This is a genomic window from Polynucleobacter sp. UB-Siik-W21, from assembly GCF_018687415.1.
Lineage (GTDB): Bacteria > Pseudomonadota > Gammaproteobacteria > Burkholderiales > Burkholderiaceae > Polynucleobacter.
Window position 1 is genome coordinate 1072543 of sequence record NZ_CP061289.1, and the last position, 18056, is coordinate 1090598.

The 18056-nt window shown below is 46.2% G+C and carries 17 protein-coding genes; 2 read left to right on the forward strand and 15 right to left on the reverse strand.

Annotation, left to right across the window (positions count from 1 at the left end; translation table 11 throughout):
* Positions 1 to 14 precede the first annotated feature (14 nt).
* From C2756_RS05605 to C2756_RS05635, 7 genes are all read right to left on the reverse strand, one after another.
* Entirely contained in the window at positions 15 to 1199 is a 1185-nt protein-coding gene (locus C2756_RS05605; protein ID WP_215317921.1) for an acetyl-CoA C-acyltransferase family protein, read from the reverse strand.
* Between the two features lie 79 nt (positions 1200 to 1278).
* Positions 1279 to 2637 (reverse strand): 30S ribosomal protein S12 methylthiotransferase RimO, encoded by a 1359-nt coding sequence (gene rimO / locus C2756_RS05610; protein ID WP_215317923.1) that lies wholly within the window; start codon positions 2635 to 2637, stop codon positions 1279 to 1281.
* Positions 2638 to 2639: 2 nt separating this feature from the next.
* On the reverse strand, positions 2640 to 3200 hold the full coding sequence (phaR, locus tag C2756_RS05615) for a polyhydroxyalkanoate synthesis repressor PhaR (RefSeq protein WP_215317924.1): 561 nt from the start codon (positions 3198 to 3200) through the stop codon (positions 2640 to 2642).
* Between the two features lie 108 nt (positions 3201 to 3308).
* A complete protein-coding gene (locus C2756_RS05620) occupies positions 3309 to 4049 on the reverse strand; it encodes a 3-ketoacyl-ACP reductase (protein ID WP_215297202.1) in 741 nt (246 codons plus the stop codon).
* 49 nt (positions 4050 to 4098) lie between these two features.
* Positions 4099 to 5721 (reverse strand): class I poly(R)-hydroxyalkanoic acid synthase, encoded by a 1623-nt coding sequence (gene phaC, locus C2756_RS05625; RefSeq protein ID WP_215317926.1) that lies wholly within the window; start codon positions 5719 to 5721, stop codon positions 4099 to 4101.
* A gap of 122 nt (positions 5722 to 5843) precedes the next feature.
* Positions 5844 to 6608 carry a peptidoglycan editing factor PgeF gene (pgeF, locus tag C2756_RS05630; protein WP_215317927.1) on the reverse strand — a complete coding sequence of 255 codons (765 nt, stop codon included), beginning with the start codon at positions 6606 to 6608 and terminating at the stop codon, positions 5844 to 5846.
* Positions 6601 to 7644: an RluA family pseudouridine synthase gene (locus C2756_RS05635; protein WP_251371989.1), complete on the reverse strand. Its 1044-nt coding sequence runs from the start codon at positions 7642 to 7644 to the stop codon at positions 6601 to 6603. The genes pgeF and C2756_RS05635 overlap by 8 nt, the downstream gene beginning before the upstream one ends.
* Before the next feature lie 20 nt (positions 7645 to 7664).
* Between C2756_RS05635 and C2756_RS05640 the strand changes: the two genes are divergently transcribed.
* Positions 7665 to 8552: an outer membrane protein assembly factor BamD gene (locus tag C2756_RS05640; protein WP_215317928.1), complete on the forward strand. Its 888-nt coding sequence runs from the start codon at positions 7665 to 7667 to the stop codon at positions 8550 to 8552.
* Positions 8553 to 8613: 61 nt separating this feature from the next.
* Here C2756_RS05640 and alr read toward each other — a convergent pair whose 3' ends face one another.
* A complete protein-coding gene (gene alr / locus C2756_RS05645; RefSeq protein ID WP_215320844.1) occupies positions 8614 to 9714 on the reverse strand; it encodes an alanine racemase in 1101 nt (366 codons plus the stop codon).
* Between the two features lie 74 nt (positions 9715 to 9788).
* Here alr and lplT point away from each other — a divergent pair, with 74 nt between their 5' ends.
* Positions 9789 to 11108 (forward strand): lysophospholipid transporter LplT, encoded by a 1320-nt coding sequence (lplT, locus tag C2756_RS05650; RefSeq protein WP_215317930.1) that lies wholly within the window; start codon positions 9789 to 9791, stop codon positions 11106 to 11108.
* A 12-nt stretch (positions 11109 to 11120) separates the two neighbouring features.
* Here lplT and C2756_RS05655 read toward each other — a convergent pair whose 3' ends face one another.
* From C2756_RS05655 to meaB, 7 genes are read right to left on the reverse strand one after another with little or no spacing between them, the layout of a single operon-like run.
* A complete protein-coding gene (locus C2756_RS05655) occupies positions 11121 to 11642 on the reverse strand; it encodes a DNA polymerase III subunit psi (protein ID WP_215317932.1) in 522 nt (173 codons plus the stop codon).
* Complete coding sequence (gene rimI, locus C2756_RS05660; RefSeq protein WP_215317934.1) at positions 11639 to 12166, reverse strand: ribosomal protein S18-alanine N-acetyltransferase; 528 nt, start codon at positions 12164 to 12166, stop codon at positions 11639 to 11641. The genes C2756_RS05655 and rimI overlap by 4 nt, the downstream gene beginning before the upstream one ends.
* The gene (tsaB, locus tag C2756_RS05665; RefSeq protein WP_251371990.1) at positions 12166 to 12897 is read right to left on the reverse strand and encodes a tRNA (adenosine(37)-N6)-threonylcarbamoyltransferase complex dimerization subunit type 1 TsaB; all 732 of its coding nucleotides are present in this window, start codon (positions 12895 to 12897) and stop codon (positions 12166 to 12168) included. Before tsaB ends, rimI begins: the two co-directional genes overlap by 1 nt.
* 40 nt (positions 12898 to 12937) lie before the next feature.
* A complete protein-coding gene (locus C2756_RS05670; RefSeq protein ID WP_215317936.1) occupies positions 12938 to 13405 on the reverse strand; it encodes a VOC family protein in 468 nt (155 codons plus the stop codon).
* Between the two features lie 15 nt (positions 13406 to 13420).
* Positions 13421 to 15445: an acetyl-CoA carboxylase biotin carboxylase subunit gene (gene accC, locus C2756_RS05675; protein ID WP_215320848.1), complete on the reverse strand. Its 2025-nt coding sequence runs from the start codon at positions 15443 to 15445 to the stop codon at positions 13421 to 13423.
* A gap of 27 nt (positions 15446 to 15472) precedes the next feature.
* Positions 15473 to 17005, reverse strand: a complete 1533-nt coding sequence (locus C2756_RS05680; protein ID WP_215317938.1) for an acyl-CoA carboxylase subunit beta — start codon at positions 17003 to 17005, stop codon at positions 15473 to 15475.
* Positions 17006 to 17016: 11 nt separating this feature from the next.
* Positions 17017 to 18042, reverse strand: coding sequence for a methylmalonyl Co-A mutase-associated GTPase MeaB (gene meaB, locus C2756_RS05685; RefSeq protein WP_215317940.1), 1026 nt, complete (start codon positions 18040 to 18042; stop codon positions 17017 to 17019).
* Between the last annotated feature and the right edge of the window lie 14 nt (positions 18043 to 18056).

Sequence of the window (18056 nt, forward strand, 5' to 3'; positions counted from 1 at the left end):
GTTACTTAGGCAATTTACATGCGCTCAAAAATAGTCGCAATACCTTGACCGCCACCGATACACATGGTGACCAAAGCATATTTGCCTTGTACACGCTGTAATTCATGAAGCGCTTTAGTTGCAATCGCCGCACCAGAGCAACCAATAGGGTGACCTAAAGCAATCGCTCCACCATTCACGTTCGTCTTAGCAGGATCTAAACCGAGGCCTTTCGTAACTGCCAAAGCTTGCGCTGCAAACGCTTCGTTAGACTCGATCACATCGATTTGATCTAATTTCAGGCCAGCGCGCTCCAGAGCGAGTTTGGTCGCAGGGATTGGGCCTTCGCCCATAATGTGGTTTGGAACGCCAGCTACTGCGTATGACACTAAACGTGCGATAGGTTTATGCCCAGCCTTCTTAGCAGTTTCAGCATCAGCCAATACAAAAAACGCTGCGCCGTCATTAATACCAGATGCATTGCCAGCAGTCACTGAGCCGCCTTCTTTTTTAAACACGGCCTTCATCTTGGCAAGTGTTTCCATAGTGGTATCAGGCTTGCAATGCTCATCGGTATCAAACACGATATCGCCCTTGCGAGTTTTGATCGTGATTGGAACGATTTGTGATTTAAAGCGACCTTCTTTAATGGCATTTGCTGCACGACGGTGTGACTCCACTGCCAATGAATCTTGCTCTTCACGGGTGAGCTTCCATTTTTCAACCAGGTTTTCTGCTGTAACGCCCATATGGCCAACACCAAATGGGTCAGTTAGAACAGCCACCATTAAATCGAGCATTTTGGTATCACCCATACGAGCGCCACTGCGCATCGCTGGTGAACCATACATACCGCGCGACATTACTTCAACACCACCACCAATACCGTAATCACAATCACCCAACATAATTTGCTGAGCAGTGGTCACAATCGCTTGCAAACCAGAACTGCACAAACGGTTCAGCGCCATTGCGACAGAATCCATAGGCAAACCTGCCTGAATCGAAGCAACCCGTGCAACGTAAGCGTAACGACTATCGGTTGGAATCGTATTGCCAACAGTCACGTAATTAATCAGAGCAGGATCTACACCAGAGCGAGTTACTGCTTCTTTCATGACGATTCCACCAAGCTCTGAAGGCTCAAAGCTGCTCAAAGAACCATTGAAGGTACCGATTGCTGAACGAACAGCACTTAAGACAACGACATCACGACTCATATCAATCCCCTTAGCTATGCCCAAAAATGGGCTGAATTTCCACTTACTTCATTAAACAAATAATATATTTAAAAAATCTTCAAGTTTCGGCTATTAGATCATGCCCTTGGGAGCTAATGACAGTAGCGCGGATGATTTCTCCGGCTCGGTACCGCTTAGAAGGCTTACTGGGAGGCAAAACCCTGACTAAACCATCGATTTCAGGGGCGTCACCAATGCTGCGGCCAATTCCACCAGATTCGTCTACCCGATCAATCATGACTTGGATCCGCTTGCCGACTTTCTTGGTAAGTCGCTGAATAGAAATTTCTTCGGCTTTAGCCATAAATCTGGCTTTGCGTTCATCACGAATAGCCTCGGGCACTGGGTTATCTAACTGATTGGCAGTTGCGCCATCCACAGGGGAATAAGCAAAACATCCAGCACGGTCAATTTGGGCTTCATCCAAGAAGTTGAGCAAGTGCTCAAATTCCTCTTCAGTCTCGCCAGGGAAGCCTGCAATAAAAGTACTGCGAATCACTAACTCAGGACAAGCTTGGCGCCAAGACTGAATGCGCTCTATATTTTTTTCACCACTAGCAGGACGCTTCATACGCTTAAGGACATCCGGGTGGGCATGCTGTAAAGGAATATCGAGATAGGGCAAAACACCATAACCGTGCTCTGAGAACTCCGCCATTAAAGGCAAGATGTCATCCACATGAGGATATGGGTAAACGTAATGGAGCCTGACCCAGGCTTGATGTTCGCGTGCGATTTGATTTAGGGCATTCACCAGATCAAACATTCTGGTTTTGACTGGCTTGCCATCCCAAAAGCCAGTGCGATATTGAATGTCAACACCGTAAGCACTAGTGTCTTGTGATACGACCAACAGTTCTTTAACGCCCGACTCAAAGAGACGCTTAGCCTCTTGCAACACTTCGCCAATGGGGCGAGAAACTAAGTCTCCGCGCATGCTAGGAATAATGCAGAACGTGCAGCGATGATTGCAGCCTTCAGAAATCTTGAGGTACGCATAATGCTTTGGTGTAAGCTTCACACCAATCGGCGGAACTAAATCAGTGAAGGGATCATGTGGTTTAGGCAGATGCAAGTGGATTGCCTGCATCACCTCAGCAGTCGCATGTGGGCCAGTAACGGCGAGGACTTTCGGGTGAATGCTTTGGATCAGATCGCTACCATCTGCATTTTTTCTGGCACCTAAGCAACCAGTAACAATTACTTTGCCATTTTCTGCGAGCGCCTCACCGATGGCAGACAAGCTCTCCTCCACAGCGGAATCAATAAAGCCACAGGTGTTCACAACGACGAGATCAGCGCCAGAATAATCTTTAGCAGTCTCATAACCCTCTGCACTTAGTTGCGTGAGGATCAGCTCAGAATCTACTAAAGCCTTGGGGCAACCCAAGGATACAAAACCAATTCTTCCAGCCACAACTATTCTTTTTCGGTTTTATTAGGCTGTGGTGTAAATGGAAAGCTACTGAACATATTGTGAGAGCCTTGCATCTGCTCCTGCATCTTGACGAATAAGTCTTTACTCTGTTCCATATAGTTCCCCATCAAACCCTGCATGAGGGGGTTCTGGAGGTTTAGCATTTGTGACCAGGCCTCAGGAGTACTGCTAGCACCCAAGCCTTTAGTTTGATCACCTAACTTGTTGTGAATATCTACAAAAGATTGCATGGTCTTTTCGAGATAATTGCCCATCAAACCTTGCATCGAGTTTCCATAGAAACGAATGATTTGGGAAAGCATTTGGGATGAGAACACGGGTGCGCCACCAGCCTCTTCTTCCAAAATAATTTGCAACAGAATATTGCGCGTCAGATCTTCATCTGTTTTGGCATCAACGACCTTAAAACTCTCACTAGTCATGACCAGGCCTTTGATGTCAGCTAAGGTGACATAAGTACTGGTCTGGGTGTCATAGAGACGACGATTGGGATACTTCTTAATCAGCCGATCTTCACCAACTCTTTTGGTACGGGTAGCCATTTTTTTCCTTACGGTTTACTGCAACGCAACATCGGCATAGTTTATCCCTAGTTTAAGCAAAAGGAAAATAAGCCATGTTGCGCTACAACAAAATACTTTTTACCTACATTAACCAGTGTGAATACCGCCATTGAGGGAGAAGTCTGCCCCAGTCGCATAGCCACCATCTTCAGATGCAATCCAGCAGCATATGGAAGCAATCTCATCTGGGGTTCCTAAGCGCTTTACAGGAATCCCAGCAACAATCTTCTCCAAGACATCCTCGCGAATAGCCTTGACCATATCGGTGCCGATATAACCAGGCGAAACCGTATTCACAGTAACGCCTTTGGTGGCTACTTCTTGTGCCAAGGCCATAGTGAAGCCATGCAGACCTGCTTTTGCAGTGGAATAGTTGCATTGACCAAACTGACCTTTTTGGCCATTCACAGAGGAAATATTAATAATTCTTCCCCAGTTGTTATCCACCATACCGTCAATCACTTGCTTGGTGACGTTAAACAAGGAATTTAGGTTTGTATCAATTACCGCTTTCCAGGCATCAGGAGTCATCTTGCGGAAAACGCTATCGCGTGTGATACCTGCGTTATTAACTAAAACATCAACCCGGCCAACCTCTGCTTTGACCTTTTCAAAGGCAGCAACCGTGCTATCCCAGTCTGAAACGTTACCTTCTGAGGCAATAAAGTCATAGCCTAAGGCTTTTTGCTCGCCAATCCAGCGGTCTTTACGTGGTGAATTTGGGCCACAGCCTGCAATCACCTTAAATCCATCTTTTGCCAAACGTTGGCAAATAGCGGTACCAATGCCACCCATACCACCAGTTACGTATGCGACTTTTTGAGACATCACTTTCCCCTTAAAAAAACCTTCGTTAATGATTTATCTTGCAATCGGACTAAGCTGCTTTTTCTTTCACATAAATGCCTGGAGCAGCTTCCATCTTTTGATATTTTGTATTGCCAAATGTTTTGCTAGCCGGCTTTTGTTCACCACCAAATGGTTCAAGCCATTTGGTGTAGTTGGGCCACCAACTTCCAGGCATCTGCTTAGCGCCTTCAAGCCACTTTTCTGCCGTAGATGCAATCTTGTTATTTTCAAAGTAGTAGCGCTTATTTTTAGCGGGCGGATTAATAACGCCAGCAATGTGACCAGAGGCACCCAACACAAAGCGATTTTTTCCCTTCAAAATATGGGTAGACTGATAAGCAGATTGCCAAGGAACTATATGATCTTCTTGTGAGGCATAGACATATGCGGGACATTTGATCTTGCCCAAATCAACCTTCTCACCACAAATCTTCACCTTGCCAGGTTTAATCAAATCATTTTGCAAGTAGGTATGACGCAAATACCAGCAATACATGTTGCCTGGTAAGTTCGTGGAATCACCGTTCCAGTACAACAAATCAAATGGTGGCGGAGAATTTCCCTTCAGGTAATTCTCGACAACATAATTCCAGACTAAATCGTTTGGACGCAAGAATGAGAAGGTATTGCCTAAATCAAGACCGGACATCATGCCGTATTTGCCACCCTTACCGCCAATAGTATTCTCGCGCATCTCGACCATGCCTTCATCAATGAAGACATCCAAGATGCCAGTATTCGTAAAGTCAAGCAAAGTCGTAAATAGCGTCAAGCAAGCAGCTGGATGTTCATCACGGGCAGCTAAGACGGCAAGCGCTGAAGTTGTTAAGGTTCCACCAACGCAAAAGCCTAGGATATTGATCTGCTTTGATTCACCAATATTTTGAGCGACTTCAATCGCCTTAATAACGCCTTTACCCACATAGTCATTCCAACTCACCTCTGCCATCGAGGCATCTGGATTCTTCCAAGAAACTAGAAAGACAGTATGCCCTTGCGAAACCATATGACGGACTACCGAGTTATCAGGTTGCAAATCCAGAATGTAATACTTATTAATACAGGGCGGTACCATTAAGTATGGGCGCTCAAAAACTGTCTCCGTTAATGGCGTGTATTGAATCAGTTCAAACAACTCATTACGAAACACCACATGACCTTCTGTAGTAGCAATATTTTTTCCAACCTCAAAAGCACTTTCATCGGTAATCGAGACTTTGCCCTTTTTCATGTCCCCAAGGAGATTCACAATTCCTTTTTGAATGGATTGTCCTTGAGTGCTAATAATATTTTCCAAAACCTCTGGATTAGTGGCAATGAAATTCGAAGGTGAGAGTGCGTCAATCATTTGTTCGGTTGTGAACAAAATTTTCTGACGAGTCTTTTCATCCGTCTCTACTGCTTGCGCTAAAGACATTAAATGTTTGGAGTTTAATAAATAAGTGGCAGCAATCACTTTGCTCCATGAGGAATGCCAAGCCTTGCCAGCAAAGCGACGGTCTTTGACTTCTATCGCTTCAGGATTGGTGGCAATATGCGCAAGCTCTGCAAAATATTCTTTTTGAATTTCAGTTAAACGCTCTTGTGGAATCAGCGCCATATGGTGCGGCGCCAAAGAAGGCGTTGCACCCGGATTCATACCTGCAAACATAGTGATCTCTTTAAATTAGTAAAGCCATTCTCCATCCATAAGGCATATAGAGTTATACGCAATAACCCTAGCTAAATTCTGAATCTAGTAGTAACCCTCACATGGGGGAAAACATAGAGGGGTTACTTAGCGTCAGATATCCAGATGAGACTTGCAAACCTACCAGTTTCTCCATCACGGCGATAGGAGAAAAATTGAGCTGCCTGCGTGACTGTGCAATATTGACCGCCAAAAATCTGATCAACACCTACGGACTCAAGCCTGCTACGTGCTAAGGAGTAAATATCAGCTAAATACTTTCCTGGTTTTTCAGAAATTGGTGAAAAAGCGGATTGGGGATACGAAATCCCAAAATCCTGAAATGCATTAAGCACGTCTTGCCCTACTTCAAAAGCCTGAGGCCCAATCGCGGGTCCAAGCCAAGCGATGATGTTTTTATCTGCATCCTGACAGATAAGCTTTGTCATTTCAGTGACCGTATTTTCCAAAACGCCGGCACATAAGCCTCTCCAGCCAGCATGGGCTGCACCAATCACCGTACCGCTCTGATTTGTGAATAACACAGGCAAACAATCGGCGGTCATGATGGCCAAGACTTCATTGGGGATGTTACTCACGACTGCATCAGCTTCTAGTAATCGTGTGCTAGGTGTGCTTACTTTGACACCATGTATTTGCTTTAACCAAATAGGGTCAGCTGGCAGATAAGTTCTCAAAAGCGCCCGATTGGCTAATACGTTCTCAGGCAAATCACCCACATGATCCCCAAGATTGAACGAATCAAAAGGCGCTAGACTAACTCCACCAGTTCTTTTAGTGACTAGAGTCTGGATTGATAAGGGCGCATCCCACTCTGGTTTTAAGAATCCATTAGTCAGACTAGTCATGAGTGCGTTCGTTATGAATAGAAGCTAATACAGTTGCCTCTTGAGGGAGATCCGCTTCCGACATGCCAACCTGGGGCAACAACTGCATTAAATCCAGTGGTGGCAAACGAAACCAGCTAACCAGCTCTTGCGTTACAGGGTGCTGCAGACTCAGCGCAAAGGCATGTAATGCTTGGCGCTCAAATGACAGACTTTTTGCTACGCCCGGAGTTTTCTTGCGATAGACCGGGTCCCCAAGCAATGGAAATCCGAGTGATTCGAGATGCACCCGAATCTGATGAGTACGCCCCGTCTCTAAACGACATTCCAATAAAGCCAGGGGTGATTCTAAAAATGTTGATTTCGCTAAGCGTCTAAATAATGTTGCTGCTGGTTTACCTTGTGGACTGCCTGCCGCCATCTTTAAACGATCACGTTGATCTCGACCAACCGATGCCAATACCTTGCCTTGACTAGGAGCCCCTCCCCAAACCCAGGCTAAATATCTTCGGCCTACGGTTCTATCTTGCAGTTGTCTGACGAGAGAGGTTTGAGCTTGAGCGGTTCTCGCAACCACCATCAAGCCAGAGGTATCTTTATCTAGTCGATGCACAATACCTGCCCGCGGTAAAGATTTGAGTTCTGGATATTTAAATAGCAGCCCATTTAACAAAGTTCCCGACCAATTACCCGCTGCGGGATGCACTACTAGACCTGGGGGTTTATTGATCACAATGATGGCATCGTCCTCATAAACCACATCCAAAGGAATGTTTTCTGGACTAAAGGCAAATTGCTCCGGCATTTCTTGCGGAAATACCTTAATGCTCTCGCCACCTCTCAGTAAATAACGGGCTTTAGTGACCTTGCCGTCAACCATCACAGCACCCGCTTCTACCCAGGTCTTTAGCCGATTCCGTGAATAATCTGGCAAAGAGCCCGCTAGTACCTTGTCGAGGCGTTCACCAGCCATCTCCGGGGGAATTTCCAGGGAGATGAAATCCTCTTCATCGATATAATCAACAGGATTCGAATCAGGAGTTTGCGGCAATGCCACGCTTAAAGAGCCTTTCAGTTATGTCCGACGTAATATCAGACCCCAGTTTAAGGCTTGCTGGGTCACCTGCCCCTCAAAAAATCATTCCCCGTTCAAGCATGGGTTTACTCACCCTGCTTTTGACTTGCATGTGTGCTTTATTGGTTTTAAGTGGCTGTGCTGGTAGTGATGGGCAAAAGGATGGCACTGATATTTGGTCAGAATCTAAACTCTACTCAGAAGCAACCGATAAATTAAATGATGGTGACTTTGCGAAGTGCGGCAAATATTTTGACAAATTAGAGGCCCGTTTTCCTTTTGGACCGTATTCACAGCAAGCCCAAATTAATGCCGCCTATTGTTACTGGAAAGCGCAAGAGCAAACCCAAGCACTGGTAGCGATCGATCGTTTCATCAAATTGCATCAAGGTAGCCCTACCTTGGACTACGCTTACTATCTCAAAGGTCTCATTACCTTTAACGATGATTTAGGTTGGCTTGGTAAATTTACGGGGCAAGATTTAAGTGAACGCGATCCGAAGGCTGCTAAAGAAGCATTCGAATCCTTCAAAACAGTTGTTGAGCGCTTCCCCAATAGCAAATATGCACCAGACTCATTGGATCGCATGCGCTATATCGTGAACTCACTGGCTGAGGCAGACGTGATCGTTGCCCGTTTCTACTATCAACGGGGCGCCTACCTGGCTTCTGCAAACCGCGCGCAACTGGTGATCCGTGATTACGACCGTGCTCCAGCCGTAGAAGAAGCTCTGTATCTCTTGACAAAGTCCTACGAAAAATTGGGTATGACTCAATTAAGTAATGACACTGCGCGTGTTTTTAAACTGAACTTCCCAGACAGTCAAATGCTAGAAACTGGACAACGTGTTCAAAAAGAACGCAAATGGTGGCAGATCTGGAATAAGTAATCTAGCGTTTGCAATAACGTTATAAAGGATCCTCTTCAATAGAGGATTTTTTATTTAGAGTCTATTTAATCGCGACTGGCACTCTTGGCGCTACCGCACAAAGCAACTCGTAGCCAATGGTGTCACTCATGCGAGCCACCTCATCTACAGGTACCCGATCACCCCAGAGCTCTACGATACTGCCGATTTTAGCATTTGGTGCATTTCGTAAATCTACACTCAACATATCCATAGATACCCGCCCAACGATCGGACAAATAATGCCGCCACCCGCTTTACTAGCATCACCGACCCAAACCGGAGTGCCATCCTTTGCCTGACGTGGATAACCATCCGCATAACCACAAGCCACTATGCCAATCCGCATGTTCTCAGAAGCTTTATAACGACCACCATATCCTATGCGATCACCTGCTTGAAGATCTTGAATATCAATAATCTCACTCTGCAGCTGCATCACCGCTTTGAGATGAGCATGCTCAATGTCCGAATATAGGCCTGTAGGAGATGCGCCATAGAGCATGATGCCAGGACGCACCCAGTCGCCGAGAGCATTGCGATGCCATAGAATTGCTGCGGAGTTTGCTAAAGAGGTAGGTGCCTCAAGGCCTTCAATAGTTTGATTGAATAGCTCTAACTGACTATCCACTGTAGGCTGACGATCAATTTGATCTGCATTAGCAAAATGCGTCATATGATGCATGCGGTAAGCTGCGGCATGCAGACGATGAAAGGCCGTTCTATAGGCGGCTGGTTTTAAACCCAGACGATTCATGCCCGTGTTCATTTTCAGAAAAACACTAATGGGCTTATGGACTTTATCTGCATAACGTTCGAGCCACTCGATTTGCGCTTCACAGTGAACCACCAAATCACAATGCAATTTCTGGCTTAGGTCCATTTCACTCTCATGAAATAAGCCTTCTAACAGCAAAATTCGCCCTTGCCAGCCATTTTCTCTTAACCAAACCGCATCCTGTATATCTAATAATGCAAACCCGTCGGTTGATTCAAGGCCCTTGAGCGCCGCCTCAAAACAATGCCCATATGCCCTAGCCTTAATAATGGACCAAATTTTTGACTCCGGGGCAAGCTCCCGAACACGGTTTAAGTTATGCTGAAAGGCATGTGAATGAATAGATGCCAAAATTGGTCTATTGATTAAGCTATTAACCGAAGCGCTCATATCCACCCCTCCTTTCATGTTTTAATTGTATTAATGACTAGATTGTACGAATGAACCGTAGTTTTTACATCATTATGGCGGCGCAATTTTTTTCGTCGCTTGCTGATAACGCATTGCTGATTGCAGCAATTGCCCTCTTGGCCCAGCTTAGCGCTCCGGCCTGGATGACTCCTTTGCTTAAATTGTTCTTCGTTTTATCGTATGTTGTGCTGGCTGCCTTTGTTGGTGCGTTTGCTGATTCTCGCCCCAAAGGTAATGTCATGTTCATTACTAACACGATTAAATTCGTTGGTTGTGTGGCAATGCTCTTTGGTGGGCACCCTTTATTGTCTTACGCTATTGTTGGTCTCGGTGCTGCAGCCTACTCACCTGCAAAGTATGGCATCTTGACGGAATTGCTTCCCCCTGAAAAGTTGGTTGCCGCCAATGGTTGGATTGAGGGATTGACAGTAGGCTCTATCATTTTGGGTACGGTATTAGGGGGTGTTTTGATTAGTAGCACCGTCTCGCAAAGTCTGCTTTCCTTGGATATGCCGAGCATTGATACCGGCATAGATACACCCGCAGAATCAGCAATCCTCATCATCATGATGATTTATGTCATCGCCGCATTAATCAATCTGCAGATTCCAGATACCGGCGCACGCTATGTTGCCCAGAAAACCAATCCCATAGAATTAATTAAAGATTTCTCCGTCTGCTTTAAGACGCTTTGGGATGATCGCCTGGGTCAAATCTCTTTGGCGGTGACTACCTTGTTCTGGGGTGCTGGCGCCACCTTGCAGTTCATTGTGATTAAATGGGCACAGGTAGCGCTGCATATGAATCTCTCACAAGGCGCTATTTTGCAAGCCATTTCCGCGGTTGGCGTTGCTGGCGGAGCGGTCTGGGCGGCTTGGCGCGTACCTTTGCGCAATTCACTCAATGTACTTCCCTATGGAATCGCCATGGGGCTGGTTGTTTGCGTATTAGCGATTTACAACTCCGATATGTTGCCAAATACGCCATTGCTGACAATAGGCAAAATGCAAGTTACCTTAAATCTATTGCCGGCTTATTTCTTACTCATTTTGGTGGGCTGGTTAGCGGGATATTTTGTGGTCCCCATGAATGCGCTATTGCAACATCGTGGTCATGTACTGATGTCAGCTGGACATTCCATCGCAGTGCAAAACTTCAATGAAAATATTTCGGTATTGGGAATGCTGGCGATGTACTCATTATTAATCTGGCTTGATCTACCGGTTCAATACGTCATCATTGGATTTGGTTTAGTGGTGAGTCTCATCATGTGGCTAGTAATTCGGCGCCATGCCCGCAACCAAGCTGAATATGACTCTATGCACCTTATCGGTGAACACAAGCACTAAGACTGCGCTAGATTAAGTATTTTGTAGGATAGATTTAGCCAGCAAGAGGTCTTGCCAAAGCAGGGCCTTCTCTTTTGACTTTGTTGCTAATTGAGCCAAATCGAAAGTAGCAACCAACGGAATCTCATCATCATTTCCGGTGTTCAGAGCCAAGATCGTCTCGCGCAACTGCGGCAATGGATCACGCTCACCCGTAATTTTTTGTGCTGTCGGGCCGCCAAAGGCGATAGCAACTAGCGGGACAGCATTTTCTGACGGATGCATTTTAGAAAGATTGTCATTTGGGCTTTTCCACGACCATTCATTACTCGCTAAGCCTAAAACACGAATGACATTCTGAAATAATACCTGGGCATCACCCTGGGGTTGACTCCCAAAAAACCACCAATGTGCCTTGGGAGTACTTTCAGCTGATACCGCTACATTTACTACAAGCTGTGACTGCGTGACAGTGGCAACTTCAGCAGAACCATCCCGCGCAGTCCACTCTGTAATGCCCATTTCTTTTAAGAAGCTTGAATGCGTGTTGGTCATGACTCTAGCTTAATCGATTTAGCCATGACGATGGCATCTTCTCGATTACCAGACCCTTCGCTGGCAGGATAATAATTTTTGCGCACCCCGATTTGTTCATACCCAAGCTTTTGATACAGGGCGACAGCAGACTCATTGGAAGGCCTTACCTCAAGAATAATGCGCGGCATGTTCTGCTGTGAAGCGACGCCCTCAATGGTTGCCATCATGCGCGATCCTAGCCCTAGTTGGCGTAACTTAGGGGCAACAGTGATATTTAAAAGATGTAACTCATCTACCGCTGGATACAGAATGCAATAAGCCCACAGGACTTGCGGATCAAGATAGCTTCCTGCCATTGCATTCGCTTGATCAAGCTGTGGTCTGATGCAATAAGCCCAATGACCTGCAGCCAAGGAATCGGAAAAATTACCTCTAGTCCATGGATGAATATGAGAAATCGATTCGATTGCCAGGATATCATCTAGATCAGCCACCTGCATCGGCATAAAGGTTAGCTCAGCGCCATCATCCTGCATAGTCATTACCGCGTACCTTTTTTGAAGGCAATTTCACGTTCATTCGTCGTGAAGGCAACTTTATTGCGCACATAGAGTGGCTCTAGCTGATTGACCGAGATTTGCTGTCCAGCCTTAAACATCTGTTGAGCTAGCTCTAAGATGCCCAATGCGGAAATGGAGATTTCTGGATCAAGCGCTTCACTGAGACAAGGATGATTTACAAATAAGCGCTCGCCAAATTCTTTAATCGCGCTACCAGCAAGGTATTGGATATGCCTTAAATCAATCTCCTCAGGCTTTGAAAGTTGGATATTGCCAATACGCAAAGGGAGGAATGTGGAGTCATTGAATTCATACTTTGCCCAATAGATCTCACCCATACGAGCATCAACAGCAATCACAAATTGAGTAGGCTTGATCTTGGCAAAATGAGGTGTTTTGGTCAGTTGCGCCGCAATGGCATCCAAGCTAACAACTGGCAGGACAGGTAGATTTGCTGCTATCGCAAGGCCTTGAACTGCTGCAAGGCCTAAACGGACCCCAGTAAATGCGCCCGGGCCAATACCTATCGCAATCGCATCAAGTTGAGAAAGTTTCTGATTTGCTTGGGCCAGTAAATTTTCAGTCCAAGGCAATAAGCATTGGCTAGCGCCCGCCGACACCAATTCGTGTCGGAGCTGAGGTGCTGAATCACCTAAAGATAAAGCCACCGAACACCAAGCTGAGGAAGTGTCGATGGCCAATAATCGCGTCAATTCAAGCTCGCTTTATGGTTGTGATTATCTAAAAGCTAAATTATGAACGCAATCCCGCGATGACTTCAGGAGGAGCTTGAACCAACTCAATGAGGACGCCCTCTCCGCTGATCGGAAATTCATCGTTACCCTTGGGATGGACAAAGGTGATGTCATAGCCCGCAGCGCCCTTACGAATACCACCAGGAGCAAAACGCAAGCCATTGGCAGAGAGCCATTCAACCGCCTTAGGAAGGTCATCCACCCACAATCCGATGTGATTGAGGGGTGTTTGATGTACGGCAGGCTTTTTCTCAATATCCAATGGTTGCATCAGATCTACTTCTATCTCATGGACACCGGTTCCAATCGCACAAATATCTTCATCCACGTTTTCACGCTCTGAGACAAAAGTACTTTTGTACTCAAAACCAAGCATCTCTACCCAAAGTTTTTTGAGGCGATCTTTGCTTGCGCCGCCAATAGCGATTTGTTGAATACCGAGAATTTTGAATGGTTTAGCTGTCATGGATGATGGTCCTGCTTATTCAAAACGAATGATGAGTTGATCTACCGCCAAGCTTTCACCTTCTTTGGCGCAGATTTCTGAAACAATCCCATCCTGTGCTGCAGAGATTGTGTTCTCCATCTTCATCGCTTCAATTGAAGCTAATTTTTGACCCGCTGTGACTGCTTCACCCACCTTAACAGCAAGTTTCGTGAGCAAACCTGGCATGGGAGACATCACCAACTTCGAGGTATCTGGTGGAAGCTTCACTGGCATACGACGCTGAAGTTCAGCACCTAATGGACTCAACACCATACATTCGTAATGCGCGCCATCAAGTACTAAGTAGAGCCGAACACCCTTGCGCTCTACTTGTGCCGTAATCTTGCTGGTACGGTTAATCATGGCATGTAAAGCCAGTTGACCTGGACGCCAATCACTCTCAATGTCATAACGGCTAACACCATCTGCATCATCAATATATACAGAATAGATGCCATCTTTTAATTCAATGCGCACTGCCTCTTCATACGGATCAATCATTGATCCTGTTTTCTTACCAGTGACCACGACAAACTTCTTGGCAATCACCATTTCGTGACCAGCCAATTGACCATCAATCATCTTGATATGCTCAAGATAGCGATAGCGCATAAAGGCAGCTAGGGCTGCAAGGCGTTTTGGGTCTGCAGGCTGCACAGAATCCTTCTTAAAGCCTTCTGGATATTCTTCAGCGATAAAGCCCGTTGTGAAATCGCCATTCACGAAACGGGGATGTTGCAGTAAAGCAGCCTGAAACGGTATATTCGAATGAATGCCGCGAATAACAAAATCATTCAAGGCAGCACGCATCTTTTCAATTGCCTCAGCACGATCTTTGCCGTGCACGATTAACTTCGCAATCATAGAGTCGTAGTACATCGGAATTTCACCGCCTTCGTACACGCCGGTATCTACTCGTACTCCATTAATGGACTCCGGTGGACGATATTTCACAAGACGGCCTGTGGATGGTAGGAAGTTGCGAAATGGATCATCTGCATTAATGCGACACTCCATTGACCAACCATCCAACTTCACATCCGCTTGTTTAAATGCCAACTTTTCCCCAGCTGCTACCCGAATCATCTGCTCAACCAAGTCAAGACCAGTAATGCTTTCCGTTACGGGATGTTCCACCTGCAAGCGCGTATTCATCTCCAGGAAATAGAAAGACTTATCTTTGCCTACCACGAACTCCACAGTGCCAGCAGACTGGTAGTTCACAGCTTTAGCCAAGGCAACGGCTTGCTCACCCATCGCTTTACGAGTAACAGGATCAATAAATGGAGATGGCGCCTCTTCGATCACTTTTTGGTGACGACGCTGAATTGAGCAATCGCGTTCATTCAGATAGACCACGTTGCCATGAGAATCTCCTAAGACCTGAATCTCAATATGACGCGGACCTTCCACAAACTTCTCAATAAAGATCCGATCATCACCAAAACTATTCATCGCTTCGGTTTTGCAGGCAGCAAAACCTTCGGCTGCTTCTTGATCATTCAAGGCAACACGTAAACCCTTACCGCCGCCGCCAGCTGAAGCCTTAATCATGACTGGATAGCCAATACCTTGCGCAATTTTTACCGCTTCATCTGTTGTGGCAATTGCCTCGTTGTGGCCAGGGATCGTGTTGACCTTGGCTTCTAATGCCAGCTTTTTGGAGGCAATTTTGTCGCCCATTGCTGCAATCGATTCATGCTTCGGACCAATAAAGACAATACCCTCTTCTTCACATCGTTTAGCAAATTGCTCATTCTCGGATAAGAAACCATATCCTGGATGGACTGCTTCAGCACCAGTATCTTTGCAGGCTTGAATAATACGATCCATTACAAGATAGGATTCACGGGAAGGTGCCGGTCCAATACAGATAGCTTCATCCGCCATCTGAACATGACGCGCCTCTTTATCTGCCTCAGAATAAACAGCCACTGTTTTGATACCCATTTTTTTGGCTGTTTTCATGACACGGCAAGTAATCTCTCCGCGATTAGCAATCAAAATTTTCTTAAACATTTTCGTAGTCATCATCTATCGGCGCCTTTACAGAGGGATATTGCCGTGTTTACGCGCAGGATTTTTTAAATCTTTATCTTTGAGCATTGCGAGCGAACGGGCAATCCGTTTGCGAGTCTCATGCGGGAGGATGACATCGTCAATATAGCCACGACGCCCTGCCACAAAGGGGTTTGCAAACTTGGCTTTGTACTCTGCTTCACGGCCAGCGATCTTTACTGGCTCAGATTTTTCTTCACGAAAGATAATCTCGACTGCACCCTTAGGGCCCATCACCGCAATCTCTGCTGAAGGCCAAGCAAAATTCACGTCGCCACGCAAGTGCTTGGAAGCCATCACGTCATAAGCGCCACCATAGGCTTTACGAGTAATCAAAGTCACTTTAGGTACGGTGCAATCCGCATAGGCATACAGTAACTTCGCACCGTGTTTAATAATACCGCCATATTCTTGGGCGGTACCTGGCATAAAGCCTGGCACATCAACTAAAGTCACTACCGGAATATTGAAGGCATCACAGAAGCGGACAAAACGCGCTGCCTTGATAGATGCCTTGATATCTAAGCAACCAGCCAAGACTAATGGTTGGTTCGCAACAATACCGATAGAGCGACCTTCCATGCGAGCAAAGCCAATCACGATGTTCTTGGCATAGTCGGGTTGAAGTTCAAAGAACACGCCATCATCCACAATCTTTTCAATTAACTCTTTCATGTCATAAGGTTGATTTGGATTAGATGGCACTAAGGTATCGAGAGAAAAATCAGGCTCTTCTGTGCGGTTTGCCCCTTTGATCAAGGGCGGTTTTTCACGGTTAGAAAGCGGCAAGTAGTTAAAGAAGCGACGCAACATCATGATGGCATCAACATCATTGTCAAAGGCTAAGTCGCAAACACCAGAAACGGTTGAGTGCGTTACTGCCCCACCCAACTCTTCAGAAGTCACGTCCTCATGAGTCACGGTCTTGACCACTTCCGGACCAGTAACAAACATATAAGAGCTGTCTTTCACCATGAAGATGAAATCCGTCAACGCCGGCGAATACACGGCTCCACCAGCAGACGGACCCATGATCAAGGAGATTTGTGGAATCACTCCTGAGGCTGTGACGTTGCGCTGGAAAATCTCTGCATAGCCACCTAATGAAGCTACGCCCTCTTGGATACGCGCACCACCTGAGTCATTCAAACCAATCACGGGAGCGCCGACTTTGAGCGCTTGGTCCATGATCTTGCAAATCTTCTCAGCGTGGGCTTCTGATAATGAGCCCCCAAGAACCGTAAAGTCTTGTGAGAACACAAATACCAAACGACCATTGATCATTCCATAACCAGTCACAACGCCATCACCTGGCACTGTTTGATCGGCCATGCCAAAGTCGTGGCAACGGTGCTCTACGAACATATCCCACTCTTCAAAGGTGCCAGCATCGAGTAAAAGCTCGATACGCTCACGAGCAGTTAACTTGCCCTTAGCGTGCTGAGCCTGAATACGCTTTTGGCCACCGCCTAAGCGTGCTAGCTCGCGCTTTGCTTCCAGTTGTTGAATGATGTCTTGCATTGCCCGACTCCTTAGAAAAATTCATGTCCCATGGACTCCAATAGGCGTCTTGCTGCTACTGAAGGCGCCATGGTTCCCTGGTTTACTTGTGCCACTAAGCTTGGTAGAAGCGCTTGAACCGCTTCATTACTACGAAATGCATTCTTTAAGCCAGCATCAATACGATCCCACATCCAGGCACCAGCCTGTTGCTGACGACGTAAATCAAACTTACCATTGGCTCGCTGCAGTTTTTGAAAATGCGTGACCTTATCCCACAACTCAGGAACACCTTTGCCCTCTAAAGCGCTTAATGTCATGACAGTGGGATGCCAAAAGTCTTCATCGTGCGAAGCATGGTCAGGATTTCCCTGGAAGCCCAAGAGACGCAATGAACTGGTGATAAAAAGTTGCGCGCGCATTGCCGCAGCTGGATCTAGATCAACCTTATTGATCACAATCAAATCTGCAATCTCCATGACACCTTTTTTAATCGCTTGCAAATCATCGCCAGCATTGGGTAATTGAAGTAGCAAGAACATATCCGTCATGCCTGCGACTGCAATCTCACTTTGACCAACACCGACTGTTTCAACAATGATGATGTCAAAGCCAGCAGCCTCTGCTACTAACATGGCCTCACGGGTTTTTTCAGCAACACCTCCGAGCGTCAATGACGATGGGCTGGGGCGAATGAAGGCATTCTCTAGAACGGATAAACGCTCCATACGCGTTTTATCCCCCAGAATAGAACCGCCTGACAAACTAGAGGATGGATCGATTGCAAGTACAGCAACACGATGTCCCTTTTCAATTAAATACAGACCAAGCGTTTCAATGAGCGTTGATTTACCAACCCCTGGAACTCCCGAAATACCTAAGCGAAAGGACTTACCCGTTTTAGGTAAAAGCGCATTAAGGACATCATCAGCGCGTTTACGATGATCTAAGCGAGTGGATTCCAGCAAGGTAATAACCTTTGCCAATGCACGTCGCTGTTTAAGCGAGGGTGCACCAGTAAGATCGGCTATTAGCGCTAGGTCGGCAACTTCAAGCATGCTCGTCAATGTGT

What these genes read in the sequence shown, in the direction of transcription:
- C2756_RS05640 (WP_215317928.1), top strand. Translation starts at nt 7,665, where the DNA reads ATGTCCGACGTAATATCAGACCCCAGTTTAAGGCTTGCTGGGTCACCT.
- phaR (WP_215317924.1), bottom strand. Translation starts at nt 3,200, where the DNA reads ATGGCTACCCGTACCAAAAGAGTTGGTGAAGATCGGCTGATTAAGAAG.
- C2756_RS05655 (WP_215317932.1), bottom strand. Translation starts at nt 11,642, where the DNA reads ATGACCAACACGCATTCAAGCTTCTTAAAAGAAATGGGCATTACAGAG.
- rimI (WP_215317934.1), bottom strand. Translation starts at nt 12,166, where the DNA reads ATGACTATGCAGGATGATGGCGCTGAGCTAACCTTTATGCCGATGCAG.
- C2756_RS05670 (WP_215317936.1), bottom strand. Translation starts at nt 13,405, where the DNA reads ATGACAGCTAAACCATTCAAAATTCTCGGTATTCAACAAATCGCTATT.
- lplT (WP_215317930.1), top strand. Translation starts at nt 9,789, where the DNA reads ATGAACCGTAGTTTTTACATCATTATGGCGGCGCAATTTTTTTCGTCG.
- phaC (WP_215317926.1), bottom strand. Translation starts at nt 5,721, where the DNA reads ATGTTTGCAGGTATGAATCCGGGTGCAACGCCTTCTTTGGCGCCGCAC.
- pgeF (WP_215317927.1), bottom strand. Translation starts at nt 6,608, where the DNA reads ATGACTAGTCTGACTAATGGATTCTTAAAACCAGAGTGGGATGCGCCC.
- C2756_RS05605 (WP_215317921.1), bottom strand. Translation starts at nt 1,199, where the DNA reads ATGAGTCGTGATGTCGTTGTCTTAAGTGCTGTTCGTTCAGCAATCGGT.
- meaB (WP_215317940.1), bottom strand. Translation starts at nt 18,042, where the DNA reads ATGCTTGAAGTTGCCGACCTAGCGCTAATAGCCGATCTTACTGGTGCA.
- C2756_RS05680 (WP_215317938.1), bottom strand. Translation starts at nt 17,005, where the DNA reads ATGCAAGACATCATTCAACAACTGGAAGCAAAGCGCGAGCTAGCACGC.
- accC (WP_215320848.1), bottom strand. Translation starts at nt 15,445, where the DNA reads ATGTTTAAGAAAATTTTGATTGCTAATCGCGGAGAGATTACTTGCCGT.
- C2756_RS05620 (WP_215297202.1), bottom strand. Translation starts at nt 4,049, where the DNA reads ATGTCTCAAAAAGTCGCATACGTAACTGGTGGTATGGGTGGCATTGGT.